Origin of the sequence: Streptomyces sp. NPDC050448, assembly GCF_040655295.1 — a bacterium.
GTDB lineage: Bacteria > Actinomycetota > Actinomycetes > Streptomycetales > Streptomycetaceae > Streptomyces.
In genome coordinates, this window is record NZ_JBFAJR010000012.1 from 141,218 (window position 1) to 165,027 (window position 23,810).

Genomic DNA, 23,810 nt, shown 5'->3' on the forward strand with positions numbered 1-23,810 from the left:
CGGCTCGTAGATTCTGAGCCATGACGAAGACACAGAACACCCCCGCCCCGGCCGCCCCCACCGCCAACCCCGTGCTCCGGGTGCCCCCGGCCACCCCGGCCGCGGCCGCCGCCTACTTCGCCGCGAGCCTCGCCTTCCACGCGGACGTGTCGGATGTCGCCGCCGCCTTCAAGGCCCACCGAGAGCAGGGCGCAGAGCTCGGCTTCCAGCTGATCGACTCCCGCTCCACCCCGGCCTGGGACCAGGCCCACGTGCCCGGGGCGATCCACCTGCCCACCGCCCTGATCCCCGAGCAGGCCGAGCAGCTCCTCGACAAGAGCCTTCCCGTGGTCACGTACTGCTGGGGCCCCGGCTGCAACGGAGGCGCCCCCTCCGCCCTCGCCCTGGCCCAGCTCGGCTTCCAGGTCAAGGAGATGCTCGGCGGCATCGAGTACTGGATCCGCGAAGGCTTCGAGGTCGAGACCTGGCAGGGCAGCCAACAGCGCGGCGAGGCGGACCCGCTGACCGCGCCGACCGACTCGGACGACTGCGGCTGCTGAGGCTCCGATCCCGCGCCGGAACGCCGTACGGGCCGCTCGCTCCCCGGGGGAGACGGGCGGCCCGTACGCGTCACTGCCCGGGATCAGAGCTTCGACAGCTCGTCCACCAGGTCGTCCAGGCCCAGCGAGCCCTGCGACAGCGCCGCCATGTGCCACGCCTTCAGGTCGAAGGAGTCGCCGTGCGCGGCGCGGGCGTTGTCCCGCCCGAGCAGCCAGGCCCGCTCGCCCAGCTTGTAGCCGATCGCCTGTCCCGGCATCGACAGGTAGCGGGTCAGCTCGCTCTCGATGAAGTCCGCCGGACGGCCGCTGTGCAGACCGAAGAACTCCTGCGCCAGGTCCACCGTCCACCTCTCACCCGGGTGGAACGGCGAATCCGCCGGGATCTCCAGGCCCAGGTGCATGCCGATGTCGACGATGACCCGCGCGGCGCGCATCATCTGGCAGTCCAGGTAGCCCAGGCGCTGCTCGGCGTCCTTGAGGTAGCCCAGCTCGTCCATCAGGCGCTCCGCGTACAGCGCCCAGCCCTCGACGTTGGCGCTGACGAGGCCGACGCTGGCCTGGTAGCGGGAGAGCTGGTCCGCGACGTGCGTCCACTGCGCGAGCTGGAGGTGGTGGCCCGGAACGCCCTCGTGGTACCAGGTGGAGACCAGGTCGTACACCGGGAAGCGGGTCTGGCCCATCGTCGGCAGCCAGGTGCGCCCCGGGCGGGAGAAGTCCTCCGAGGGGTTGGTGTAGTACGGGGCCGCCGCGCCGCCGGGCGGGGCGATCATGGACTCCACGCGCTTCACGCGCTCGGCGAGCTCGAAGTGGGTGCCGTCGAGGTTCTCGATGGCCTCGTCCATGATGCCCTGCAGCCAGGCCTGGACCTCCTCGACGCCCTCGATGTGGGTCCCGTGCTCGTCGAGGTGCCCCAGCGCCTCCCAAGGACCCGCGCCCGGCAGGATCTTGGCCGCCTCGGCCTTCATCTCGGCGAGCAGCCGGTGGTACTCCGACCAGCCGTAGGCGTACGCCTCGTCCAGGTCCAGGTCCGTGCCGTTGAAGTACCGCGACCAGCGGGCGTACCGCTCGCGGCCCACCGGGTCCGGCGCGTCGGCGACGGCGGGCGCGTACACGTCGCGCATCCAGTCGCGGAGCTCGGTGAGGGCCGCGGTCGCACCGGCGGCCGCCTCCTCCAGCCCGGAGCGCAGCGACTCCGGGCCGCGGGACGCGAATTCGCCGAAGAAGCTCTCGCCGCCGCCGTCCTCGCCCACCCAGGTGGTGAGCTGGCCGATGAAGGTGCCGGTGGCGCGCGGGCCCCCGTACAGGCCGCGGTCCAGGCCGAGTCCGAGGCTCTCGCGGTAGCCCGCGAGGGCGGCGGGGACCGCCCGCAGCCGCTCCGCGATCGCCGCCCAGTCCTCGTCCGTGTCGGCCGGGGTCAGGGTGAAGACATCGCGGACCGAGTGCGCGGGCGAGTGGATGTTGCTGACGGCCCGCAGGTCCTCGTCCGCCTCGTACACGGCGAGTTCGGCGGTGAGGCGCTCGCGCAGCAGGCGGGCGCAGCGGCGCTCGGCGTCGCTGTCCGCGCCGGGCAGCCGCTCGGCGGCGTCGAGGCGGGCGAGGGTGGAGCGGGACAGGTCGGCGGCGGCCGCACGGCCGGCCGGGGAGAAGTCCGGGAGCCGGCTGGAGCTCGCGGCGACACCGAGATAGGTGCCCGTGATCGGATCGATGGCGATGAGGTCGTCGACATACGCGTCGGCGACCTGGCGGGGCAGCCGGGAGGCGCTGTCGCTACGAAGGGTCTCTGACATGCGGCCATCTTCGTACGGCGGACGGCCCCGCGTCATCACCGTTCGCTGTCAGCCTGCTGACGTGCGCGGGAGCGGCGGACCGGGGTTCCGTTCCCGCGCGCCGTCAACCGGCTCCGGCCGGGGGCGACTTCACGCCACCCGGCCGGATCCTGCTGCACCGGGTTCAACGCCGGTGGTTCTGCTGCCCGTACGGGTGCTGCGCGCGGGGCGGCTCGTACGGGACCCGGGAGACGATCGGCGTGGCTCCGAGCCGGGCCGTGATCACCAGGGTGCCCTCCTCGATCTGGTAGTCGAGGGGCAGGCCGAGGCCGCGCATGGCCGCGACCATGCCGGTGTTGGCGGCCCGGGTGACGGCGTACACGCTGTCGCAGCCGGTCTCGACGGCCATCGCGATCAGGCGGCGCAGCAGCTCGGAGCCGATGCCGCGGCGCTGCCAGTCGTCCTCGATCAGGAGCGCGACCTCGGTCTCGTCCCCGTCCCACAGCAGGTGGCCGAGGGCGACGAGCCGTCCGGAGGCGGTGGTGGCGGCGAGGGTGCGGCCGAACCGGGGACTCAGCAGGTGGCCGAGGTAGCGGTCGGCGTCGGTGACGGGCCCGTGGTAGCGCAGGCCGAGGGTGCGCTCGGAGCAGCGGTCGTGCATCGCGCGGGCGGCGGCGAGGTCGGAGCCGTCGGCGCGGCGCACGGTGATCTCGTTGCCCTCGGGCAGGGTCAGCACGTCCTGGCTGCGCGGGACGCGCGGGCCGAGCCGGGCGTCGAGCTCGACGAGGGCCCGGGCCCGGGCGAACTCGGTCGGGGTGAAGGGCAGGTAGGGGCGCTCCACGGTGATGGCACCGCCCGAGGGGTCGCGCAGGCGCATCACCGTCGCCTCCAGGACGCCCTCGACCGGGGCTTCGGCCCCCGCGTTGGGGCGGCCGGAGAGGGTGGTGGCCGGGATCGAGTGGATGGTGCAGCGGCCGAGCAGCTGGCGCAGTGCGAGGGGCAGCTCGGCGGCGTCCAGGGCGGTGCGGGTGGCCAGGCCCAGGACACGGGTCGGAGTGTCGACCAGGTCGTGCGCGTCGGCGCGCTCGATCCAGGTGCTGTGGCCGCCGGCCCCGGCGATGGCGCGGGCGAGGTCGGCGGAGGGCAGCTGCTGCGGGGAGCGCAGCAGGAACTCGTCGACGGTGCCGCCCTCGGGGAGCGGGTGGGTCTGCAGGGTCAGGATGTCGACGCCGCTGTGGGCGAGCGCGATGCACACCGCGGCCAGGCTGCCGGGCTCGTCCCGTACGGTCGTCCGCATCCGCCACAGGGAGGTGGTGGCGGCGGTCGCGGTCTCCGAGGTGGACTCCGACGTGGACCCGGACGTGGACCCGGACGCGGAACCGGCCCGGACCGCGCCGGGAGCCGTATCGGAGGGCGCTGTGCTCCGCGGCGGCGGCGCATGGCTGTGGCGGCGTGCCCACCAGGTGTGGAACGCCGCCGTGACCAGGAGAGCGACGGCCGAGGCGACCAGCAGGACCGGGCCCTTCGGGCCGTGCGCGACGAGATTGGCGATGCCGTCGGCGACCGCGACGGCGCAGAACAGCGCGGCCAGTTCGACGATGTCGCGGCGCCAGTGGTGGCGGTGTGCGGGGACGTGGATGCGTTCAGTCATGCATGCCACTGTGGCGCAGGGGTGTTGCGTGATCACGAACGATCTGTGACCGACTGGTTAAGTGTCCGTCTGGCCGATTTCGCCCTGTTTTCCGGCCGGTTTCCGGTATCCGGAATCCGCAGTACCGGCGCCGGTGCTGCGGACATGCGGTCCCGGGGTCCGGTGGTCCTACTGGCCTACTACTGGCCTACGCGCCCGGGCTGGAGCGTCGTGGTGAAGAGTACGCCGCCTCCCTGACGCCGCAACCGGACGGTGAGCTCCCCGCACTCGCCGTCGATCTCGACCTCCCCGTAGTACGGGGGGTTCTCGGACGGCGACATGTTGGCGAGCGGGGCCGACTGGACGTACGCGGTCTCGGGCCCGAAGGTGGCGTCGAGCTTTCCGGCGGGGAACCCGCCCGCGCCGACGGGACCGGAGACGAACTCCCAGAACGGCGCGAAGTCGGTGAAGGCGGCCCGCTCGGGGGCGTAGTGGTTCGCGGCCGTGTAGTGGACGTCGGCGGTGAGCCAGAGGGTGCCCGTGATGCGCTGGTGCTTGATGTGGCGCAGGAGTTCGGCGATCTGCAGCTCGCGGCCGAGCGGGGCGCCCGGGTCGCCCTGGGCGACGGCCTCGAAGTTCGCGGTCCCGTCGGCCACGACGATACCCAGCGGCATGTCGGAGGCGATGACCTTCCAGGTGGCACGGGAGCGCGACAGCTCGCGCTTGAGCCAGGCCAGCTGCTCCTGCCCGAGGATGCCGATGGGGTCCACGGTCTGGCGGCCGGGGGAGTTGGCGTCGCGGTAGGTGCGCATGTCGAGGACGAAGACGTCGAGCAGCGGCCCGTACCGCATCACCCGGTACATCCGGCCCTCGGCGCGGCCGCCCCGGAGGTCGGTGACGGGGAAGTACTCGCCGAAGGCCTGGCGGGCGCGGCCGGCGAGGGTGTCGATGTCCCGCACGGTGTACCGGGGGTCCTCGATCACCTGGCCGGGGTACCAGTTGTTGCGCACCTCGTGGTCGTCCCACTGGGCGAGGACCGGCACCTGGGCGTTGAAGTCGCGCAGGTTGCGATCGAGCAGGTTGTAGCGGAAGTTCCCGCGGAACTCGGCGAGGGTCTCGGCGACCTTCGCCTTCTCCTCGGTGGTGATGTTGCGCCAGATGCTGCCGTCGTGCAGGGGGACGGAGGCCTGGATCGGCCCGTCGGCGTAGATCGTGTCCCCGCTGAAGAGGAAGAAGTCGGGGTCGCGCCGGCGCATCTCGTCGAAGACGCGGTAGCCGCCGAGGTCCGGATTGATGCCCCAGCCCTGGCCCGCGAGGTCCCCGGACCACACGAAGCGCACGTCGTGGCGGCGGGAGACGGGGGTGGTCCGGAAGGTGCCGCGGACCGGCTCGCCGGTGCGGCGCGGGTCGTCCGGGTCGGCCAGCACCACCCGGTAGTGGACCTGCTGTCCGGGCGGCAGGTCGCGCAGGGTGGTGGTGCCGGTGAAGTCGGTGGCGGGGCCGAGGAACGGGCCGCCGTGGCGTCGCACGCCGTAGCGGAACGACTCGCTCGGGGAGGTCTCGACGTACATCCGCGCCGGCCGGTCGGAGCGCGTCCAGACGGTGGCCGAGTGGGCGGTGATCTCACCGGACTGGGTGCCCCAGGGCGCGCCCGGTCGGCCGGAGCGGGTGAACGCCGCGGCGGTGGCGGCCGCGGCGGTGGCGGGCGCGGCGGTGGCGGGCGCGGCGAACGCGCTGGACAGGGCGAGGCCCACCGGAACGGCGAGTGAACCGCCGAGCAGGGACCGTCGGGTGTGCGGCATCGGTGCCATCGGAGCGTCTCCAGGGGCCGGCGGGGACGGGTCGGACCAGTGTGCCGCCGCACACGGGCCCGCCCGCGTCGCGCAGTCGAACCGTGGATGAACAGCCGTCAGCCGCTCAGCCCACCTGGCTGGTTGTGGCGTGCACCGTGTCCAGAACCACACGGGAGACGAGCGCCGGGTCGTCGTTCATCGGGACGTGGCCGCATCCCCGGAGCCGGACCAGCCGGGCGTTGGGGACCGCGCGCTTGGCGCGCACGCCCTGGCGCGGCAGGAGCAGCCGGTCGCGGGAGCCCCAGGCGATGGTGACGGGCAGGCCGGGCACGTCCGAGGTGAACCGTACGGAGCGGCCCGCGGCCAGCGTCTCGTCGAAGCCGGTGGCCTCGCGCAGGGCGAGGGTCTCGGCGACCACGGCCGCCGGTGAACGGCGGGCCGGGTGGGCGTAGATGGTGCCGGTCAGCGCGGCCCGGCCGGCGGCACTGCGCGAGAGCCGTTCCAGCGTGGAGTGGGGCAGTGTGAGCGCCCCGACGCGCATCGCGCGGAGGGTGGCGAAGGCGTACTTGCGCTCGGCCTCGGTCCAGAAGCCGGCGGGGGAGAGCGCGGTGACCGAGCGGACCAGGTTGCTTCGGCCCATCTCGAGGGCGAGGAGGCCGCCGAGGGAGTTGCCGACCACGTGCGGGCGCTCGACACCGAGGGCCGAGCAGAGCGCGCCGAGCGCGGGGACGAAGGTCGCCAGGTCGTACGGAACGCCCGCGGGCAGGGGCTCCGAGAGGCCGAAGCCGGGCAGGTCGACGGCGATCACGTCGTGCTCGGCGGCCAGGATGTCGGTCACCGGGTGCCAGGCCTGGAGGTGGTGGCCGATGCCGTGCAGCAGGAGAAGCGGTGCGCCGGCGCCTTTGCGCTCGTAGGCGACGGTGGTGGTGCGGGGGCCCAGCGGCGATTCGATCGGGAAGGAGACCGTGGCGGTCATGCTGCTCCTCGTCGGGTGGACGCGTGCGAGACAGGCTGTCAGTAATGACTAAGGCCATGATTACCGCCCGGTAGCCCGGTGCGACAAGCCTCCCGCGCGTGTCGGGGTGAGCGAGAACATCGTATGAACGGCTTGATACGTATGCCCGATCTGCCCAGTAAAGGGGTGAGGATTGGTCTTGACCAAGGGGGTGCGCCGTCCTATCGTCGCAGGGATAGTGCAGGAACCTTTAATAAACAAAGGCGCGGAACTGCCGCTGGAACACGGCGATTGCAGCGATGGCAGGAGGAGTCAGGGTGGGGACCACGCAGCTCGAAACGGTGCCGGAGCCGAAGTACTGGCACCTCAAGACCGTCCTCAGCGAGGCGCTCGACCGCGACTTCGCCGTAGGCGAGGTCCTGCCGAACGAGCGTGAGCTCGCCGCCCGCTTCGGAGTTGCCCGTGCGACCCTGCGGCAGGCCCTGGAACAGCTCGAACTCGAAGGGCGCCTGCAGCGCCGCCGCGGGGTCGGCACCACCGTCGCCCCGCCGCGGGTCGGCGTGGCCGTCGGCAGCACGGGCCACGGCTGGCCCGGCGAGAGCGTCGACGGCTGGGAGATCGTGGACGCGGCCGACGCGGCCCTGCCGTCCGCTGCCGTCCTGAAGCTCCTGGGCGCTGCCGCCGACCAGCCCGTGCACACCGTGCGCCGGACCCGGGTCTCCCACGGCCAGGCCGTCGCCGCCGAGTTGCTGTACGTGCCGGCCGCCTCCGTGCCCGGCCTCTCCGCCATCGACGCCCCGGCCGGACCCGCCCGGGCCCGCGCCGTGCTGCGTGAGCTCCAGAGGCTCGCCCTGGACGGCCAGGACCGCTCGGTGGAGCTCGGCTCGGCGCGTGCCGACGACGCCAAGGAACTCGACAGGCTGCCGGGCGCCCCGGTGCTCGTGGTCACCACCCGCTACTTCACCGCAGCGGGGACCGCCGCCGTCTCGGTCGCGACGTACCGCGCGGACACCTGCCGCCTGACCTTCGGCGACTCGGGGGACGTGGAGATCACGCACGAAGCGCGCGTCGCCTCCTGACCCCTGCGGTCCCACCCGCACCACGACGGCCCTGTCCCGGCACCTGCCGGGGCCGGGCCGTTCGCACTTTCGCTCTCGCGCCGGGCCGGGCCGGGCCAGGTCGGACCGGGCCGGGTCGGACCGGGTCGGGCTGGGCCTGGTGGGGGCGGGTCGGGTTGGGTCGGGCTGGGCCTGGCCTGGTGGGGTCGGGTTTGGTCGGGCCTGGTCGGGCCTGGTCGGGTCGGGCTTGGTCGGGCCTGGTGGGGTTGGGTTGGGTCGGGCTGGGCCTGGCCTGGTCGGGTCGGGTTCGGGCCTGATCGGGTCGGGCTGGGGTCCAGGCCGGGGGCCGGAGCATCTGCGGGTGGCGGCGGGAGCCGACGGCCCGGACGCGGTCAGCGGCCGGCCCCCGGCACCTGCCGGGCCCAGGCCGTTTCGGCCCCGCCGCCTCGTGACGAGCCGGACCCTGCGGGGGGCCGGGGTCGCGCGGCGAGGGGCCACCTCGCGGGAGGCGGCGGGTGGCGGCGGGAGTCGGCCAGGACGCGGTCAGCAGCGGTCCGAGGGCCGGACGCTTTCCGGACGCCGGGGGATAACCGGGGTCCGAGGGCCGGACGCTTTCCGGACGCCGGGGGATATCCAGGGTCCGAGGGTCAGATGCTTTCCGGACGCCGGGGGATATCCAGGGTCCGAGGGTCAGATGCTTTCCGGACGCCGGGGGATATCCAGGGTCCGAGGGGCAGATGCTCTCCGGACGCCGGGATATCCGGGCCGCCGGGGTCAAGTGGCCGCCCGGGGTCGCGGGGTGGCGGTGCATCTCGTTGGTGGCTGCGGGAGCCGGCCGGGGCGGGGTCAGCGGCGGCGGGTCGTGACCGTCTTCTCCACCGCGAAGAGCTCTTCCTCCACGTGGTCCAGCGCCAGTCGGAGGGCGCCGGTGGCCACCGCGGCCTCGCCGAGCAGGGACTGCGCCACGCGCGGGGGGCGCAGGCAGTAGCGCTCCAGCTCGCGGCGCAGGGGATCCAGGACCCCGTTCAGGCCGGCCGCCCAGCCGCCGACCACGACCAGCTCCGGATCCATGGCCAGGACCAGCGCCGCCACGTCGTGCACCAGCCGCTGGATGAAGCGCTCCACCGCGGCCACGGCCCGCTCGTCGCCCCGCCCGGCCATGGCGAACACCTCGGCCACCGCCTGCTCGTCCAGCGGGTGCAGCGGTTCGCCGGTCGTGGACAGCAGCTTCTCGGGCGTGACGTCGCGGCCCAGCAGGTGCAGGGCGCCGATCTCGCCGGCCGCCCCGCCGAACCCGCGGTGCAGTCGGCCTCCGATCAGTGAACCCGCGCCGGGGCTGAGCCCCGCCATCACGAACACCATGTCGTCGGTGTCCTGCGCGGCGCCCTTCCAGTGCTCGGCGACCGCGGCTGCATTGGCGTCGTTCTCCACCTGCACCGGGCAGCGGAACGAGCGCCGCAGCCGTTCGCCGAGCGGCAGCCCGGTCCAGCCGGGCAGGGCCGTGCCGAGGCGTACGGTGCCGTCCGCCTCCACGATGCCGGGGCTGCCGACGCCGACCGCCCGCAGGGAGTCGCGCGGTACGCCGGCCCGCCGCAGCAGATCGGCCACCGCCGCCCGCACCCGCTCGAGCCGCTCGTCGGCGGACGCCGTCTCGGCGACCTCCTTGGTGCCGGCGCCGATCACCCGCCCGTCCAGCCCGGACAGCAGCACCGCGATCCGGTGCGAGCCGATCTCGATGCCGAGGAGGTGCCCCGCCTCGGCCCGGAACCGGTAGCGCCTGGCCGGCCGTCCCTGGCGCCGGGCACCCTCCTCCACGCCTGCCTCGACGACGAGCCCGGTCCCGATCAGCCCCTCGACCACGCCTTCGACGGTCGGCCGGGACAGCCCGGTCACCCGGGTGAGGTCGGTGAGTGTCGGCGATTCCGCCGCCCGCAGTGCACGCAGCACCACGGCCGAATTGATCCGCCGGAGCAGAGAGGGATCCCCGCCGGTCAGCTGCCCCAACGTGTGTCCTCCCAGCTGGTGAGTCTGTCTGCCGGATCGTACTGTGCCCCCAGGGCAGCGGCGAGAACCAGCCCCCGTCGACCGGAACCGGCTGCTCCCCTCAGGCCGGGGCGACGAATCCCGACTCGTACGCCGCGATCACGGCCTGGGTCCGGTCCCGCGCCCCCAGCTTGCCCAGGATCGCGCTCACGTGGGACTTCACCGTCTCCGTGCCGACGATCAGTTCACGGGCGATCTCGATGTTCGTCAGCCCTCGCGCCATCAGCCGCAGCACCGCCTCCTCCCGCTCGGTCAGTGCGGCCCGCTCCAGCGCCGCCCGCGCCTGCCGGTTCCCGTACTCGGCGGCCAAAGCCCGCACGGCCGCGGGGAACAACAGCGTCTCGCCCTCCGCCACGAGCCGTACCGCGTGCACGATCTCGGAGGGGCGGGCCCGCTTCAGCAGGAACCCGTCCGCCCCGGCCCGCAGAGCCTGGTACACGTACTCGTCGTTCTCGAAGGTGGTCACCACGAGGATCTTCGGCGGGGAGTCCACGGTCCGCAGCACGGCCCGGGTCGCCTCGATCCCGTCGAGCAGCGGCATCCGCACGTCCATGGCCACCACGTCCGGCCTCAGCTGGCGGACGAGGGGGACGACGGATGCCCCGTCGGCCGCCTCACCCACCACTTCGATGTCGGGCTGGGCGTCCAGGACGGCACGCAGACCCGCGCGCACCAGGGGTTCGTCATCGACGAGCAGAACGGTAACCGGCATCCCGTCAGCGTATTCGCTCCAGCGGAAGCCGGGCGCGCACCCTCCAACTGCCCTCGAACGGCCCGGTCTCGGCCTCGCCGCCGAGCAGTGCGGCCCGCTCCCGCATCCCGCGCAGCCCGCTCCCGCTTCCGGCCATGATGGTAGGCCCCTCGGGCAGCGGGTTCGTGACCTCCATGTCCAGCCTGCCGACGGCCATCTCCACCCGGACCCGGACCGGCACCGGACCGCAGTGCCGCAGCACGTTCGTGAGCGCCTCCTGCAGGATCCGGTAACCCTCCCGGGTGACCGGGCCCGGCAACTGCTCCAGTGGACCCGCCAGTTGCGCGTCCACATCCGCCCCCGAGGCCCGGGCCGACTCCAGGAGCCGGTCGGCCTCCGCCAGCGTCGGCCGCTGCGAGGCAGGCTGCGCCGACTCCCGAAGGACCAGCAGGACCCGTTCCAAGTCCTCCAGCGCGGCCCGGCCCGTCTCCTCGATCGCGCTCAGCGCCCGGTCGGTGAACTCCGGGTCGCCGGCGGCCCGAGCCGCCCCCGCCTGCACCACGGCCACCGTCAGGGCGTGCCCGATGGAGTCGTGCAGCTCCCGCGCGATGCGGGTCCGCTCCAACAGCTGCTCGGTGCGGGCCTCCAGGGCGGTGAGCCGCTCGGCCGCCGAAGGCCCCAGCAGCCGGCGCGCGACGGCGGTGACCAGCTCGCCCAGCAGCACCACTATGACGACGAGCAGGACCAGCGGCACCGGAGCGAGCAGGGCGGCGGCCCAACGCGGCGGAACGAAGGGCACCATGGGGTCCGAGGTGAGTGGGTGTCCGATCGCCGCTGCGACCAGATCGACGGTCATCTCCGGCAGCCACGCGGTCGCGAGCATGGCGGCGAGCGAGATGGCGAGCCGTATCTCGAGCCAGAGCAGCGTCCGCCACCGGTCGCCCCATCGCGCCGACGGGGCGGCGCTGATGGCACTGTCGGGGCTGCCGTGGTCTTTCGGCGTGAGCAGGAACTGCGCCTGCAGTCCTTCGGCCAGCCGTACCCAGGGCACCAGGCCGAACGGTATGACGATGACCAACGGCATCCACGGCCACGCCGGCTCTATGAACATCCACAGGGCGAGCAGCAGCACGGGCACGCACAGGTGCAACCAGCGTGAGTAGGTCACCGGTTGGAGCGGGGCACGGAGCAGTCGGTACATGCCCTCATCGTGGCAGTGCGCGGCCCGGCAGCGTCTCCCCCACGTGGGGGAGACGGCACCCTCGTATGGGGGAGGGAAGGGGGTGGGGCGGGCGGCGAGTCTTGAGCCATGAACAGCATCGAGATCCGGGAACTGACCAAGGAATACGGCCGCACCCGGGCCGTGGACCACCTCACCTTCGATGTACTGCCAGGGCGGGTCACCGGATTCCTCGGCCCCAACGGCGCCGGGAAGTCGACCACGATGCGCCTGCTGCTGGGCCTGGACCGGGTCACCTCCGGGACGGCCACCATCGGCGGGGCGCGGTTCACCGACTTCCCCGACCCGCTCCACCGGATCGGCGCCCTCCTGGACGCGCAGGCGGCCCACGGCGGGCGCACGGCCCGGGACCACCTCCGCTTCCTCGCCGCCGCCAACCGCATCCCGGTGCGCCGGGTCGAAGAGGTACTGGAGCACGCAGGGATCGCCTCGGCGGCCAAGCGGCGGATCAAGACCTTCTCGCTCGGCATGCGCCAGCGCCTCGGCATAGCGGCCGCGCTGCTGGGGGATCCCGCGGTGCTGCTGCTGGACGAGCCGACCAACGGCCTCGACCCCGAGGGCATCATCTGGATCCGCGAGCTGATGCGGAGCCTCGCCGCCGAGGGCCGCACGGTGCTCGTCTCCAGCCATCTGATGTCTGAGACCGCGGCGCTGGCCGACCACCTGGTCGTGCTCGGACAGGGCAAGCTGCTGGCCGACTCCTCCATGGATGAGTTCATCGAAGCCCGCAGCACCCCGAAGGTGCGCCTGCGCACCTCCGACCCGGTCCGGCTGCGGGCGGCCCTGGCCCGGGACGGCTTCGTGATGGCGACCGCCGACGACGGGCGCTGGACCGTGGAGGGCATACGGGCCGAGCAGCTCGGCGCCATGGCCGCCCGTGAGGGCGTCCCCGTGCTGGAACTCTCCGACGAACGCGCCTCGCTGGAGCAGGCCTACCTCGACCTCACCGCCGACCACGCCCAGTTCGCCGCAACCCACTGACCTTCCCCCATGACTCAGGAGGCTTCGCCATGAGCGCTGCTCTGCCCACCGTCCCCGTCCTGCACTCGGAATGGATCAAGATACGGTCCCTCCGCGGAACCTTCGGGGCGCTGATCGCCATCTTCATCGCGGCGGTGGGGATCCAGGCGCTGACAGCCGCGGCGATAGGCCATGCCGAAGCCGGCAGCATGGGGGACGATCCGATTCGCGCGGCCTTCTACGGCATCGACTTCGGGCAGATAGCCGCATTCGCCTTCGGGGCGAGCGCACTGTCCGCGGAGTTCCACAACGGCGCACTGCGCACGTCGCTGGCCGCGGTGCCGAACCGTAGCCGCTTCTACCTGTCGAAGATCGCCGTGGTGGGCGTACTCGCCTTCCTGGTGGGGCAGGTCACCGGAGTTCTCACCTTCGTCCTGGGCCAGGCTCTGATGGGCCGGTACGCGCTGGCACTGGGGGATCCGGGCACCCTCCGCGCCGTGTTCGGCAGCGGTGTGTACCTCACTCTCATGGCCCTGTTCGCGGCCGGGCTGACGGCGGTGCTGCGCAGTGCGGCGGTCGTGCTGAGCGTGCTCATACCCTTCGTCGTCATGGTTCCGTTCATCATCGGCCAGGCCGCCGGCGGTGCCGCCGAGTTCCTGCCGGACCAGGCGGGACAGCTCGTCATGCACCTGGAATCCACCGGTCGGCTCGGTCCCTGGAGCGGGCTCGGGGTGCTGGCGCTGTGGGCTCTGGCCGCGGTGATCGGCGGCTGGGCGGCGGTGCGCCGGCGGGACGCGTGACGCCGAGGCAGTTGTCAGTGGTCCCCGGGATACTGACGGCATGACCACGGCAGAGCATCTCGACACGATCGACCGGCTCCGGACGCGTGACTTCCCCGACGTCCGGGGCAGGTCCGAAGTGGGCACGAGTGGGCCCGGCTACCACCTCGCCGAGCTGGGCGGGAGCCGGTGGTACGGGGACGAGGACGCGGCCGACCGCCTGGCGCACGAGGACCAGGTGTCCGCCGAGTACGAGGCCCTGACCCAGCTGCTGGAGGAACGCTGGGGCAGGCCCGACCGGTTAACGCTCGACAGCCTCCGGCTGCGGGCGGAGTCCGGGGAGGTGGCGCAGCCGTGGCAGGAGATCGGCGACACCAGCGACCACCTGCACCTCTGGCGGGCCGGGGACCGCTGGGTCGCCGTCTACGAGGCCCGCTGGGGGGCCGACCACTCACCGCAGCTGATGGCCGCGGTGACCGTGATCGACCCGCCCTAGTGCTGTGACCGCATGGGTTTGCAGGGTTGGCGCCGGCGGTCCCTCGGCCGGTTGGACATCGCGAGAGGTTCAACTCGAAAGGGGCACGACGGCAGAGCCGGTCAGGGTCCGCAGGCTCACGGACCGGGAGGGCCGGCACCTACAGCGGATCGTGCGGCGGGGCAGTACGAGCTCGGTGCGCCATCGCCGGGCGATGATGCTGCTGGCCTCGGCCGGCGGCAACCGGGTGCCGGTGATCGCCCCGCTCGTGCAGGCGGACGAGGACACGGTGCGGGATGTGATCCACCGGTTCAACGAGATCGGGCTGGCCTGTCTGGACCCTCGGTGGGCGGGAGGCCGTCCCCGCCTGCTCAGTCCTGACGACGAGGACTTCGTCGTCCAGACGGCCACCACTCGCCCGGCCAAGCTCGGACAGCCCTTCACCCGGTGGTCCACCCGCAAACTGCTCGCCTACCTGCGCAGGGTCCACGGCCGAGTCATCCGCATCGGCCGTGAGGCCCTGCGCTGCCCGCTCGCCCGACGCGGCGTCACCTTCCAGCGCACCAAGACCCGGGCGAAGAGCAGTGTCCGCCGCAGCTCCGGGGTCGGGCCATATCCCCACACCGTCCTTCCGAGCTGCGGCATGCCCGCATCCAGGCGACCGGCCCGACTGCGTGCCTGCGATCGACGGCCACGACGTTGCCAGCCAGATCAGCTCCTACCAGCTCCAGCACACCCCGGGCAGCCCTTGCAGCGGCCGTAGAGCTTGGGCACCGGAGGCGCGCAGTTGTCAGAACTCCGCGCCACCCCGTGCCGGCCAGGCTCTGTCGTCGGCGGCCAGCCACGGCTCGTTCGCCGCGGTGGCGGGGGTTGTCCCGGTGAACGCGCGGACGTCGTGATGGAGGTGGGGCTGGTCGGCGTAGCCGCCGTCCGCAGCCACCCGCGCGGGCGAGTGCCCGCGGACCAGGCGGTGAATGGCGCGATCAAAACGGACCAGCATGGCGGCGCGTTTGGGAGTCAGGCCGATCTGCGAGCCGAAGCGCGACCACGTGCGCTGCCGGCTCCACCCGACCCCGACTGCGAGGTCGCTCACGCGGGCTCGTCCGTGGCTGGCGACGATCTGACGCCACGCCCAGGACACCTCTGGATCGACGGCCCGGCCCGCATGGAGCCGGGTCAACAGTTCTGCGTCGATCAGCGCGAAACGCTCCGGCCAGGTTCGCGCACGGTGGAGCCGCTCCCGCAGGCGCGGCACGGCGCGGCCCCACAGGTCGTCGAGCGCGATGACGCTCCCACACAACTCCGCGAGCGGTAGCCCGAGTACGGGGTGCGCGACAAGCGGAGACAGGCGTATCTGCAAACACTCGACACCCTCGGCGCGCACCTGGAACGGGCTGAAGGCAAGCCCAACGGCCAGGCTCTGCGACCGCATTCGACCGGCCGCGCTGTGGAGGTCGAAGTCGCGGTCACCGAACTCGATCGCCACGGTGACGGCCGGGTGCGGGATGGTCCGTAGTTCGACCGGGCTGCCGCCGCCAATGCGGAACCCGGCCATGTCGACCCCGGGCAGCGCGGACACCCGCGACGGCCGCGCGATCTCCCAGGCAGCGGTGGGGTCAGCCCTGAGGCGAGCAGGTTGCATGACTCGACGGTACGAGCAGCTCGGCGGCGAATTCAACCAGCGCGCGAGGCGCGACATTTCTCCAAGACGCCTCGTGATGGCCAGCGCAAGAGTGATGGCGCCCCACCCCAACCGAGGGGGACCCAGGAGGAGCCATGGACGAGACGACCGCCCCGCACGACCAACGCACCCGCAGCCGCCCGGACGCAGCACCGAGCACCCCGCGCACACGGCCGAACCGGAGTCGATGGTGGCGGATCACCGTGCTGGTCGCCGGTGTGCTGACCGTCCTCCTCACGCTGAACACGGTGTCGGTACTCACGCAGACCGCCAACGCCTCCGGCGAGCAGATCGTGCGCATCCCCGGCGGGGACATCCACGTCGTGCAGGACGGGCCGCCCGACGCGCCCACGGTGGTGCTCCTCCACGGCCTCGGCGGCTCGACGACCTGGTGGGACCCGGTGCTGCCGGCACTGCGTGACCTGCACGTGGTGCGGGTGGATCTGCTCGGGCACGGCGGATCGGCCAAACCGGCCGACGGCTACGGCATCGCGGAGCAGGCACGCCGGGTCGGGACCGCGCTCGACCGGCTCGGGGTACGCCGCGCGACCGTCGTCGGACACTCCACCGGTGGCGCAGTCGCCACCTCGCTGGCCGAGCAGCGGCGCGACCTGGTGGGGGCGATCGCGCTGATCGACTCCGGCCCCCGGTTGGACGCGTACATCGGCGACAGCTTCGTCGGCAACCTGGTGACCACGCCGGTGGTGGGTGAGCTGATCTGGCGGCTGCGCACCGACAACACCATCCGCGACGCGCTGAGCACCGCGTTCACCCGCAAGGTACAGATCCCCGACCAGATCATCGCCGACATCCGGGGCATGACCTACCGCAGCCTCACCACCACCGACGAGGCGTCCAGCGCCTACCTGAAGGAACGGCCCATCCCCGACCGGCTGGCCGGCCTCGGCCTGCCGACCCTGGTGATCTTCGGTTCCCAGGACCGGCGGTGGCAACCGTCCAGCGCCCAGGACTACCGCCGAGTCCCCCACGCCCGCATCGAGATCCTTGAGGGTGTCGGCCACACGCCCATGTTCGAGGACCCCGACGCCACCGGAGCTCTGCTGCACGGCTTCGCCGTTGAAACCGCGCCACGCTGATCACCCATCCCCGAGCACCGCAGCCGCCCTCGTCATCTGGGTTCCGCACCTGATCGACCGGACAGCTCCTCATACTCCCGTCGGACTTCTCCATTCCCACTGGTCAACGGCGTGGAAGTGGCGAGCGTAGCGAGATGGGGCAGCCCCGCGAGCACGAGCCGGTGGCTGGCTGATGGCCGGGGCGACCAGCAACGCCGGGGCGCTCGTCGTGCCAGTGCTCTGACCGGTATGGCGAGGCCCTGCGCTGCCCTGCTCGCCCGACGGCATGAAGCGTCGCTACCACCAACCCGGTGAACCTTCGCGGTCAGAGCACTAGCCGCCTTTGGAACTGGCGCCAGACACCGCGGGCCAGGCGACAGTTCTCAAACACGGCCTAGATGTATTGCCTCGGGCGCCGGGTCCGGGGTCGACTCGGCGGCCATGCGGAGGCGGGCGTACTCCTGGGCCATCGTCTCTGCCGTCCAGTGCGCGTTGAGGCCGCTGGGGTTGGGGAGCGCCCAGATCCGGGTGGAGCCGATGGTCCGGTCCTGGAGGCCGATCTGGGCCTTTCGCTCGCCGAAAGCGGTGCGGTACGCGGTGACCCCGACGACCGCCAGCCACTGCGGGCGCAGCCGTTCCACCTTGGCGGTCAGGATGCGGCCGCCCTCGCGGAACTCCTCGGCGCTCAGCTCGTCGGCGCGGGCCGTGGCGCGGGCGACGACGTTGGTGATGCCGAGCCGGTAGGTCAGCAACTCCTCCTGCTCCGCGGGGTCCAGGCGGCGCGGGGTGAAGCCGGACAGGTGCAGGACGGGCCAGAAACGGTTGCCGGGGCGGGCGAAGTGATGGCCCGTCGCGGCGGAGAGGAGACCCGGGTTGATCCCGCAGAACAACACGCGCAGACCGCCCGCGACCACGTCAGGGATGACGCGGTCACGGGCGGCGCTCAGTTCCTCGCGGGTCAGAGGATCGACCCCGGCGTGTACCCGGCGGCCTCCGGGTGCTGCTTGGCGATCGCCTCGATACGGGAGACCACCGCGGCGACCTGGTCACCGGCCGCGCCCGTGAAGGACAGCTTGTCGGCCATCAGGGCGTCGAGCTGGGCCCGGTCCAGCGGCATCCGCTCGTCGGCGGCCAGCTTGTCCAGCAGCTCGTTGCGCTCGGCGCCCTGCTCGCGCATGGCGAGCGCGGAGGCCACCGCGTGCTCCTTGATGACCTCGTGGGCGGCCTCGCGGCCGACACCGGCGCGCACCGCGCCCATCAGGACCTTGGTGGTCGCGAGGAACGGCAGGTAGCGGTCCAGCTCGCGGGCCACGACCGCCGGGAAGGCGCCGAACTCGTCGAGGACCGTCAGGAAGGTCTCCAGCAGGCCGTCGAACGCGAAGAACGCGTCGGGCAGGGCCACCCGGCGGACCACGGAGCAGGAGACGTCGCCCTCGTTCCACTGGTCGCCGGCCAGCTCGCCGGTCATCGAGGCGTAGCCGCGCAGGATGACCATCAGGCCGTTGACGCGCTCGCAGGAACGGGTGTTCATCTTGTGAGGCATCGCGGAGGAGCCGACCTGGCCGGGCTTGAAGCCCTCGGTGACCAGCTCGTGGCCGGCCATGAGGCGGATCGTCTTCGCGATCGACGAGGGGGCGGCGGCCAGCTGCACCAGGGCGGTGACCACGTCGTAGTCGAGCGAGCGCGGGTAGACCTGGCCGACGGAGGTGAAGGCCTGGGCGAAGCCGAGGTGGGCGGCGATCCGCTGCTCCAGATCGGCGAGCTTGGCGGCGTCGCCGCCCAGCAGGTCGAGCATGTCCTGGGCGGTGCCGACCGGGCCCTTGATCCCGCGCAGCGGGTAGCGGCCGAGCAGGTCCTCCAAGCGGTCGTAGGCGACCAGCAGCTCGTCGGCCGCGGTGGCGAAGCGCTTGCCCAGGGTCGTCGCCTGCGCGGCGACGTTGTGGGAGCGGCCGGCCATGACCAGCTCGGCGTGCTCGCCGGCCAGCTTGCCGAGACGGGCGAGGACGGCGACCGTGCGGTCGCGGGCCAGCTCCAGCGAGAGCCGGATCTGCAGCTGCTCGACGTTCTCGGTGAGGTCGCGGGAGGTCATGCCCTTGTGGACGTGCTCGTGGCCGGCGAGGGCGTTGAACTCCTCGATCCGGGCCTTCACGTCGTGCCGGGTGACCTTCTCGCGCTCGGCGATGGAGGCGAGGTCGACCGTCTCCAGGACGCGCTCGTAGTCAGCGAGGGCGGCGTCCGGGACGTCGATGCCGAGGTCCTTCTGGGCGCGGAGCACGGCGAGCCACAGCCGCCGCTCCAGCGTCACCTTGTACTCGGGGGACCACAGGACGGCGAGCTCCGCAGAGGCGTAGCGGCCGGCCAGGACATTGGGGATGCGGGGCTTGGCTGTCACGTGTAGGGATTCTACTTGTGCCACCGCTGTGCGTTTACGCAGGTAGGGACCCCGCCCCGGATTGTGCCTTGCTACGAGAGCCACTCGCCCGCGGCGGCTTCGTACGGCAGCAGCTCCGGGCGCTTGGCCGGGCGGCCGTCCCCGGACGAGCGGCCCGTCAGCCGGCGGCCGACCCAGGGCAGCAGGTGCTGCCGCGCGAAGCTCAGGTCCTGGGAGCGGCGCACGGCCCAGCCCGGGGGCACCGCGGGCGGGAGCTCGGCGCGCCAGTCCTGCTCGGGCGGCAGGCCCAGCGTCTGCCAGACCGCCTCCGCCACCCGGCGGTGGCCCTCGGGCGTCAGGTGCAGCCGGTCCACGTCCCACATCCGGGGGTCGGCGAGCACGGCGGCCCCGTACAGGTCCACCACCAGGGCTCCATGCCGGGCGGCGAGCTCCTCGACGAGGACGAAGAGCTCCTCCATGCGCGGCCGGAAGCGTTCCATCACCGGCCCGTTGCGCCCCGGGGAGCGCATCAGCACCAGCGTCTTGCACGCGGGCGCCAGCAGCCCCACGGCGTCCTCCAGGTGCCCGCGCACCCGGCCCATGTCGACCTTCGGACGCAGGGCGTCGTTCAGGCCGCCCACCAGCGTCACCACATCGGCGCCCATCGCCGCCGCGACCGGGGCCTGGTCCTCGGCGATCTGCCCGATCAGCTTCCCGCGGACCGCGAGGTTCGCGTAGCGGAAACCGGACTCGCGCGCCGCGAGGCGGGAGGCCAGCAGATCGGCCCAGCCCCGGTAGGAGCCGTCGGGCAGCAGATCGGACATGCCTTCGGTGAAGGAGTCGCCGACCGCGACGAAACTGGTGTAAGACGCATTCATCTCCATGGCGGAGCGATGCTACCGCGCGGTACCCCGGCCCCGCAGGGCCGGGGCACCACTCCCGGGCACGCCGCGTCAGGCGGAGGCCGGCCTGCCGAACAGCTCGCGCAACACGTCCTCCATCGTCACCAGGCCCGTCATCGCCCCGCCCGAGCCGAGCACCGCCGCCAGGTGCGTCCGGCTGCGGCGCATCGCGGTCAGCACGTCGTCCAGCGGGGTCTCCGCCCGCACCTGGGCGATCGGGCGCAGCGCGGACACCGGGAACGGCTGGTCCCGCTCCGGTCCATCCACGTCCAGGGCGTCCTTGACGTGCAGGTATCCGAGGATCCTCGCCTGGGCGTCGATCACCGGGAAGCGGGAGTACCCGGACTCGGCCGACAGCCGCTCCAGCCCCGTCGGCGCGATGCCCGCCCGGGCCACGACGACCCGGTCCAGCGGCAGCACCACATCGGTGACCGGCCGCCGGCCCAGCTCCAGGGCGTCGTGCAGCCGCTCCCTCGCCCGGTCGTCGATCAGCCCCGCCGCACTGGAGTCCTTCACGATCCGCGCCAGCTCGTCGTCCGTGAAGGTCGCCGAGATCTCGCCCTTCACGTCCACCCGCAGCAGCCGCAGCAGGAGGCTGGCGAAGGCGTTGACGGCGAAGATCACCGGCTTCAGCGCCCGGGTCAGGGTCACCAGGGGCGGACCGAGCAGCAGGGCGGTGCGCACCGGCTCGGACAGGGCCACGTTCTTCGGCAGCATCTCGCCGAAGAGCATGTGCAGGTACGTCGCCAGCACCAGCGCCACCACGAACGAGATCGCGTGCGTCAGCCCGGACGGCACCCCGAACAGGTCGAACAGTGGGGTCAGCAGGTGCGCGATGGCCGGCTCGGCCACCACACCCAGGACCAGGGTGCACAGCGTGATGCCCAGCTGCGCCGCCGCCATCAGCGCCGACACGTGCTCCAGGGCCCACAGCACGGCGCGGGCCCGGCGGTCGCCCTGCTCGGCGTACGGCTCGATCTGGCTGCGCCGCACCGAGATCAGCGCGAACTCCGCGCCGACGAAGAAGGCGTTGACGACCAGGGTCGCCAGGCCGATCAGCAGTTGGAGCACCGTCATCGGGCTCCCTCCCCACCCTTGTCCTGTGACGGCTCGACCGGCGCGTGCAGCAGGACCCGCGCCGCCCGCCGGCCGCTGGCGTCCACCACGTCGAGCCGCCAGCCGCCCAGCTCCATGCTGTCGCCGACGGCCGGGATCCGGCCCAGCTCGGTCGCTATCAGCCCGGCGAGGGTCTCGTACGGGCCGTCCGGCACCCGCAGTCCGATCCGCTCCAGCTGGTCGGTGCGCGCGGCGCCGTCGGCGGAGTAGAGGCGGCGCCCGGAGGCGTCCGTACCGGCCGGGGCCAGGTCCGGGGTCTCGTGCGGGTCGTGCTCGTCGCGCACCTCGCCGACGACCTCCTCGACGATGTCCTCCAGGGTGACCACGCCGGCCGTGCCGCCGTACTCGTCGATCACCACGGCCATCGTCTGGCGGCCGGACAGCAGGTCCAGCAGCCGGTCCACGGTCAGCGACTCCGGCACCAGCAGCGGTTCGCGCAAGAGCTGGGAGACGGCGCGGCGGCGCCGTTCCTCGGCGGGCAGCGCGAGCACGTCCTTGATGTGGACCGTGCCGACGACGGTGTCGAGGCTGCCCCGGTAGATGGGAAAGCGCGACAGGCCGGTCGCCAGCGTCGCGTTCGCCACGTCCTCGGCGGTGGTCTGCACGTCGAGGGCGGTGACCTGGACGCGCGGGGTCATGACGTTCTCCGCGGTCAGGTCGGCCAGGTTCAGGGTCCGCACGAACAACTCGGCGGTGTCCTTCTCCAGCGCGCCCGCCTTGGCGGAGTGCCGGGCCAGCGCCACCAGCTCCTGCGGGGTGCGCGCGGAGGCCAGCTCCTCGGCCGGCTCCATGCCGAACCGGCGGACCATGTGGTTCGCCGTGCTGTTCAGGTGGCTGATGAACGGCCGGAAGGAGCGGCTGAAGACCCGCTGCATGGTGGCCACCCGCTTGGCGATCGCCAGCGGCGAGGAGATCGCCCAGTTCTTGGGCACGAGCTCGCCGACGACCATCAGGACGACGGTCGACAGCACCGTGCCGAGGATCAGGGCCGTGGAGGAGGCGGCGCCGGCCGACAGCCCCATGGCCTCGAACGGGCCCTGGAGCAGAGCGGCGATCGAGGGCTTGGAGATCATGCCGATGACCAGGCCGGTCGCGGTGATGCCGAGCTGGGCGCCGGAGAGCTGGAACGTCAGGCTGCGCACGGCCGCCAGGGCGCTCTCGGCCCCGCGCTCGCCGCGCTCGACGGCTTGCTCGAGCTCGCTGCGCTCGACGGTGGTCAGCGAGAACTCGGCCGCGACGAAGCCTCCGCAGGCAAGACAGAGCAGCAGCGCCACGAGGAGCAGGAGCACTTCGGTCATCGGTCGGTCACCTCCGTTCCATGATCAGCCAGGAGGAGGGGTATCGCGCGATGTCGGGTACTGGGGGGCTCGCCCATGGGCGGACGCTCACACCTTTCGATGGGTGGTCGGCTTGCTGTCCACAAGAGTAAAGGACGGGCAAAGAGAGCGGATCATTCTATGGGCGGAGCGCACCCGGATGATGGGATCCGGACATGAACGATCTTCACATCGGCCCGGCGTCGGCCGCCGATCTCGCCGACGTGCTCGACTTCTGGAAGACCGCTGCCGAGGGAACGAGTATCAGCGACGACCCCGCCGGGGTCGAGCAGCTCCACGCCCGGGATCCGCACGCCCTGCTGCTCGCCCGGCAGGGCGGCGAACTGGTCGGCACCGTGATCGCCGGCTTCGACGGCTGGCGCTGCCACCTCTACCGGCTCGCGGTACACCCGGCACACCGCCGGCAGGGCATCGGATCGGCGCTGCTGGCCGCCGCGGAGGAACGTTTCAGGGCGCTCGGCGGACGGCGTGCGGACGCGATGGTGCTGGACCGCAACGAGCGGGCGCACGGGGCCTGGGACGCGGCCGGGTACCACCCGGAGGACCACTGGACGCGCTGGGTCAAGCCGCTGGCCGGCTGACACCTACGCGGGACCGCGGCGGGCCGAACCGATCACGCAGTACGAGGTGGGGAACGCCGGGCCGCGCTCGGGCAGCCGGAAGCTGCGGTACGAGACGACCCGGAAGCCGGCGGCCTCGATCGCGGCGGCCGGGTCCCGCGCGGTGTGGCACCCGCCGAAGAGGTGCGGCCAGACGGTCCGGTCCAGCGTGCGCTGAACGGCGGCCATGCCGGCGGTGGGCGCCCGGCCGTGCTCGAAGAAGCGGAGCTCGGCGTCGGGGCGGAGCACCCGGTGGAGCTCCGCGAGCGAGCGGGGCAGGTCCCGCACGGTGCACAGCACGAGGGAGGCCACGGCGGCGTCGAAGGCCTCGCTCTTGACAGGGAGGGCCTCGGCGACGCCGGGCACGACGTCGACCGGGACCTCGGCACGGAGGGCGGCGTCGGCCGCGAGCCGGCGCAGGCTCCGTTCCGGTTCGACGGCGACGACCTCGGAGACGGCGCGGGGGTAGTGGGCGAAGTTGAGGCCGTTGCCGGCGCCGATCTCGATGACCCGGCCGGACACTCCGTGCAGGAGCTCGCGGCGCAGGGCGGCGATGCCGCCGCGGGTGTCGGCGGTGGTGCTGAGCCGGGCGTAGAACCGGGCGAAGAGCGGATGGCTGACGGAGTCCGGGTCACGGTGCGGTGTGGGCATGGCGGGCCTCCGGGGCGGGGTGGCGGCGGGTGCGGGTGCCCTGCCGGGCTGTTCCCCGTCCGGGTGGCCCGCGAAACCGGTACCGGCGGTGCGGGGCGGCCTCCCCCGGCGGGCCGCGGCGCTCGTCGGGGACGACCGTCCACGTGCC

General features: G+C 72.7%; 21 protein-coding genes and 1 pseudogene. 8 read left to right on the top strand and 14 right to left on the bottom strand.

Annotation, left to right across the window (positions count from 1 at the left end):
* The first annotated feature begins 20 nt into the window (after positions 1-20).
* The gene (locus tag AB0I68_RS17065; protein WP_363178093.1) at positions 21-539 is read left to right on the top strand and encodes a rhodanese-like domain-containing protein; all 519 of its coding nucleotides are present in this window, start codon (positions 21-23) and stop codon (positions 537-539) included.
* Positions 540-622: 83 nt separating this feature from the next.
* Here the strand turns inward: AB0I68_RS17065 and AB0I68_RS17070 are convergent, their stop codons facing one another.
* The 4 genes from AB0I68_RS17070 to AB0I68_RS17085 form a co-directional block, all read right to left on the bottom strand.
* Entirely contained in the window at positions 623-2,326 is a 1,704-nt protein-coding gene (locus AB0I68_RS17070) for a DUF885 domain-containing protein (protein ID WP_363178094.1), read from the bottom strand.
* Positions 2,327-2,489: 163 nt separating this feature from the next.
* Positions 2,490-3,956, bottom strand: a complete 1,467-nt coding sequence (locus tag AB0I68_RS17075) for a GNAT family N-acetyltransferase (RefSeq protein ID WP_363178095.1) — start codon at positions 3,954-3,956, stop codon at positions 2,490-2,492.
* A gap of 179 nt (positions 3,957-4,135) precedes the next feature.
* Entirely contained in the window at positions 4,136-5,737 is a 1,602-nt protein-coding gene (locus tag AB0I68_RS17080) for an alkaline phosphatase D family protein (RefSeq protein WP_363178096.1), read from the bottom strand.
* Positions 5,738-5,852: 115 nt separating this feature from the next.
* Complete coding sequence (locus AB0I68_RS17085) at positions 5,853-6,704, bottom strand: alpha/beta fold hydrolase (protein ID WP_363178097.1); 852 nt, start codon at positions 6,702-6,704, stop codon at positions 5,853-5,855.
* A 296-nt stretch (positions 6,705-7,000) separates the two neighbouring features.
* Between AB0I68_RS17085 and AB0I68_RS17090 the strand changes: the two genes are divergently transcribed.
* Complete coding sequence (locus AB0I68_RS17090) at positions 7,001-7,762, top strand: GntR family transcriptional regulator (RefSeq protein WP_363178098.1); 762 nt, start codon at positions 7,001-7,003, stop codon at positions 7,760-7,762.
* An 825-nt stretch (positions 7,763-8,587) separates the two neighbouring features.
* Here the strand turns inward: AB0I68_RS17090 and AB0I68_RS17095 are convergent.
* The 3 genes from AB0I68_RS17095 to AB0I68_RS17105 all read right to left on the bottom strand — a co-directional run bounded on the left by AB0I68_RS17095 (position 8,588) and on the right by AB0I68_RS17105 (position 11,676).
* Positions 8,588-9,745: an ROK family transcriptional regulator gene (locus AB0I68_RS17095; RefSeq protein ID WP_363178099.1), complete on the bottom strand. Its 1,158-nt coding sequence runs from the start codon at positions 9,743-9,745 to the stop codon at positions 8,588-8,590.
* Positions 9,746-9,845: 100 nt separating this feature from the next.
* Positions 9,846-10,496, bottom strand: a complete 651-nt coding sequence (locus AB0I68_RS17100; RefSeq protein WP_363178100.1) for a response regulator transcription factor — start codon at positions 10,494-10,496, stop codon at positions 9,846-9,848.
* A 4-nt stretch (positions 10,497-10,500) separates the two neighbouring features.
* Positions 10,501-11,676, bottom strand: coding sequence for a histidine kinase (locus tag AB0I68_RS17105; protein WP_363178101.1), 1,176 nt, complete (start codon positions 11,674-11,676; stop codon positions 10,501-10,503).
* A gap of 108 nt (positions 11,677-11,784) precedes the next feature.
* On the opposite strand from AB0I68_RS17105, the gene AB0I68_RS17110 reads away from it, so the two are divergent.
* The 4 genes and pseudogenes from AB0I68_RS17110 to AB0I68_RS17125 form a co-directional block, all read left to right on the top strand.
* Positions 11,785-12,696, top strand: coding sequence for an ATP-binding cassette domain-containing protein (locus AB0I68_RS17110; protein WP_363178102.1), 912 nt, complete (start codon positions 11,785-11,787; stop codon positions 12,694-12,696).
* 29 nt (positions 12,697-12,725) lie between these two features.
* On the top strand, positions 12,726-13,475 hold the full coding sequence (locus tag AB0I68_RS17115; protein WP_363178103.1) for an ABC transporter permease: 750 nt from the start codon (positions 12,726-12,728) through the stop codon (positions 13,473-13,475).
* A gap of 40 nt (positions 13,476-13,515) precedes the next feature.
* The gene (locus AB0I68_RS17120; protein ID WP_363178104.1) at positions 13,516-13,950 is read left to right on the top strand and encodes a hypothetical protein; all 435 of its coding nucleotides are present in this window, start codon (positions 13,516-13,518) and stop codon (positions 13,948-13,950) included.
* Between the two features lie 193 nt (positions 13,951-14,143).
* Positions 14,144-14,500: pseudogene (locus AB0I68_RS17125) on the top strand (helix-turn-helix domain-containing protein); the annotation flags it as partial.
* A gap of 219 nt (positions 14,501-14,719) precedes the next feature.
* On the opposite strand, the gene AB0I68_RS17130 reads toward AB0I68_RS17125, so the two are convergent.
* A complete protein-coding gene (locus AB0I68_RS17130; protein ID WP_363178105.1) occupies positions 14,720-15,571 on the bottom strand; it encodes a helix-turn-helix domain-containing protein in 852 nt (283 codons plus the stop codon).
* A gap of 134 nt (positions 15,572-15,705) precedes the next feature.
* Here AB0I68_RS17130 and AB0I68_RS17135 point away from each other — a divergent pair, with 134 nt between their 5' ends.
* On the top strand, positions 15,706-16,707 hold the full coding sequence (locus tag AB0I68_RS17135) for an alpha/beta fold hydrolase (protein WP_363178106.1): 1,002 nt from the start codon (positions 15,706-15,708) through the stop codon (positions 16,705-16,707).
* A gap of 362 nt (positions 16,708-17,069) precedes the next feature.
* Here AB0I68_RS17135 and mug read toward each other — a convergent pair whose 3' ends face one another.
* From mug to AB0I68_RS17160, 5 genes are all read right to left on the bottom strand, one after another.
* The gene (gene mug, locus AB0I68_RS17140; RefSeq protein WP_363178166.1) at positions 17,070-17,648 is read right to left on the bottom strand and encodes a G/U mismatch-specific DNA glycosylase; all 579 of its coding nucleotides are present in this window, start codon (positions 17,646-17,648) and stop codon (positions 17,070-17,072) included.
* A complete protein-coding gene (gene purB / locus AB0I68_RS17145; protein ID WP_030300188.1) occupies positions 17,645-19,078 on the bottom strand; it encodes an adenylosuccinate lyase in 1,434 nt (477 codons plus the stop codon). Before purB ends, mug begins: the two co-directional genes overlap by 4 nt.
* 71 nt (positions 19,079-19,149) lie before the next feature.
* The gene (locus AB0I68_RS17150; protein WP_363178107.1) at positions 19,150-19,941 is read right to left on the bottom strand and encodes an SGNH/GDSL hydrolase family protein; all 792 of its coding nucleotides are present in this window, start codon (positions 19,939-19,941) and stop codon (positions 19,150-19,152) included.
* 69 nt (positions 19,942-20,010) lie between these two features.
* Positions 20,011-21,036: a hemolysin family protein gene (locus AB0I68_RS17155; RefSeq protein WP_363178108.1), complete on the bottom strand. Its 1,026-nt coding sequence runs from the start codon at positions 21,034-21,036 to the stop codon at positions 20,011-20,013.
* On the bottom strand, positions 21,033-22,373 hold the full coding sequence (locus tag AB0I68_RS17160) for a hemolysin family protein (RefSeq protein ID WP_363178109.1): 1,341 nt from the start codon (positions 22,371-22,373) through the stop codon (positions 21,033-21,035). Before AB0I68_RS17160 ends, AB0I68_RS17155 begins: the two co-directional genes overlap by 4 nt.
* Positions 22,374-22,567: 194 nt before the next feature.
* Between AB0I68_RS17160 and AB0I68_RS17165 the strand changes: the two genes are divergently transcribed.
* Complete coding sequence (locus tag AB0I68_RS17165) at positions 22,568-22,993, top strand: GNAT family N-acetyltransferase (RefSeq protein WP_363178111.1); 426 nt, start codon at positions 22,568-22,570, stop codon at positions 22,991-22,993.
* A 3-nt stretch (positions 22,994-22,996) separates the two neighbouring features.
* Here the strand turns inward: AB0I68_RS17165 and AB0I68_RS17170 are convergent, their stop codons facing one another.
* The gene (locus tag AB0I68_RS17170; protein ID WP_363178112.1) at positions 22,997-23,662 is read right to left on the bottom strand and encodes a class I SAM-dependent methyltransferase; all 666 of its coding nucleotides are present in this window, start codon (positions 23,660-23,662) and stop codon (positions 22,997-22,999) included.
* Positions 23,663-23,810: the final 148 nt, after the last annotated feature.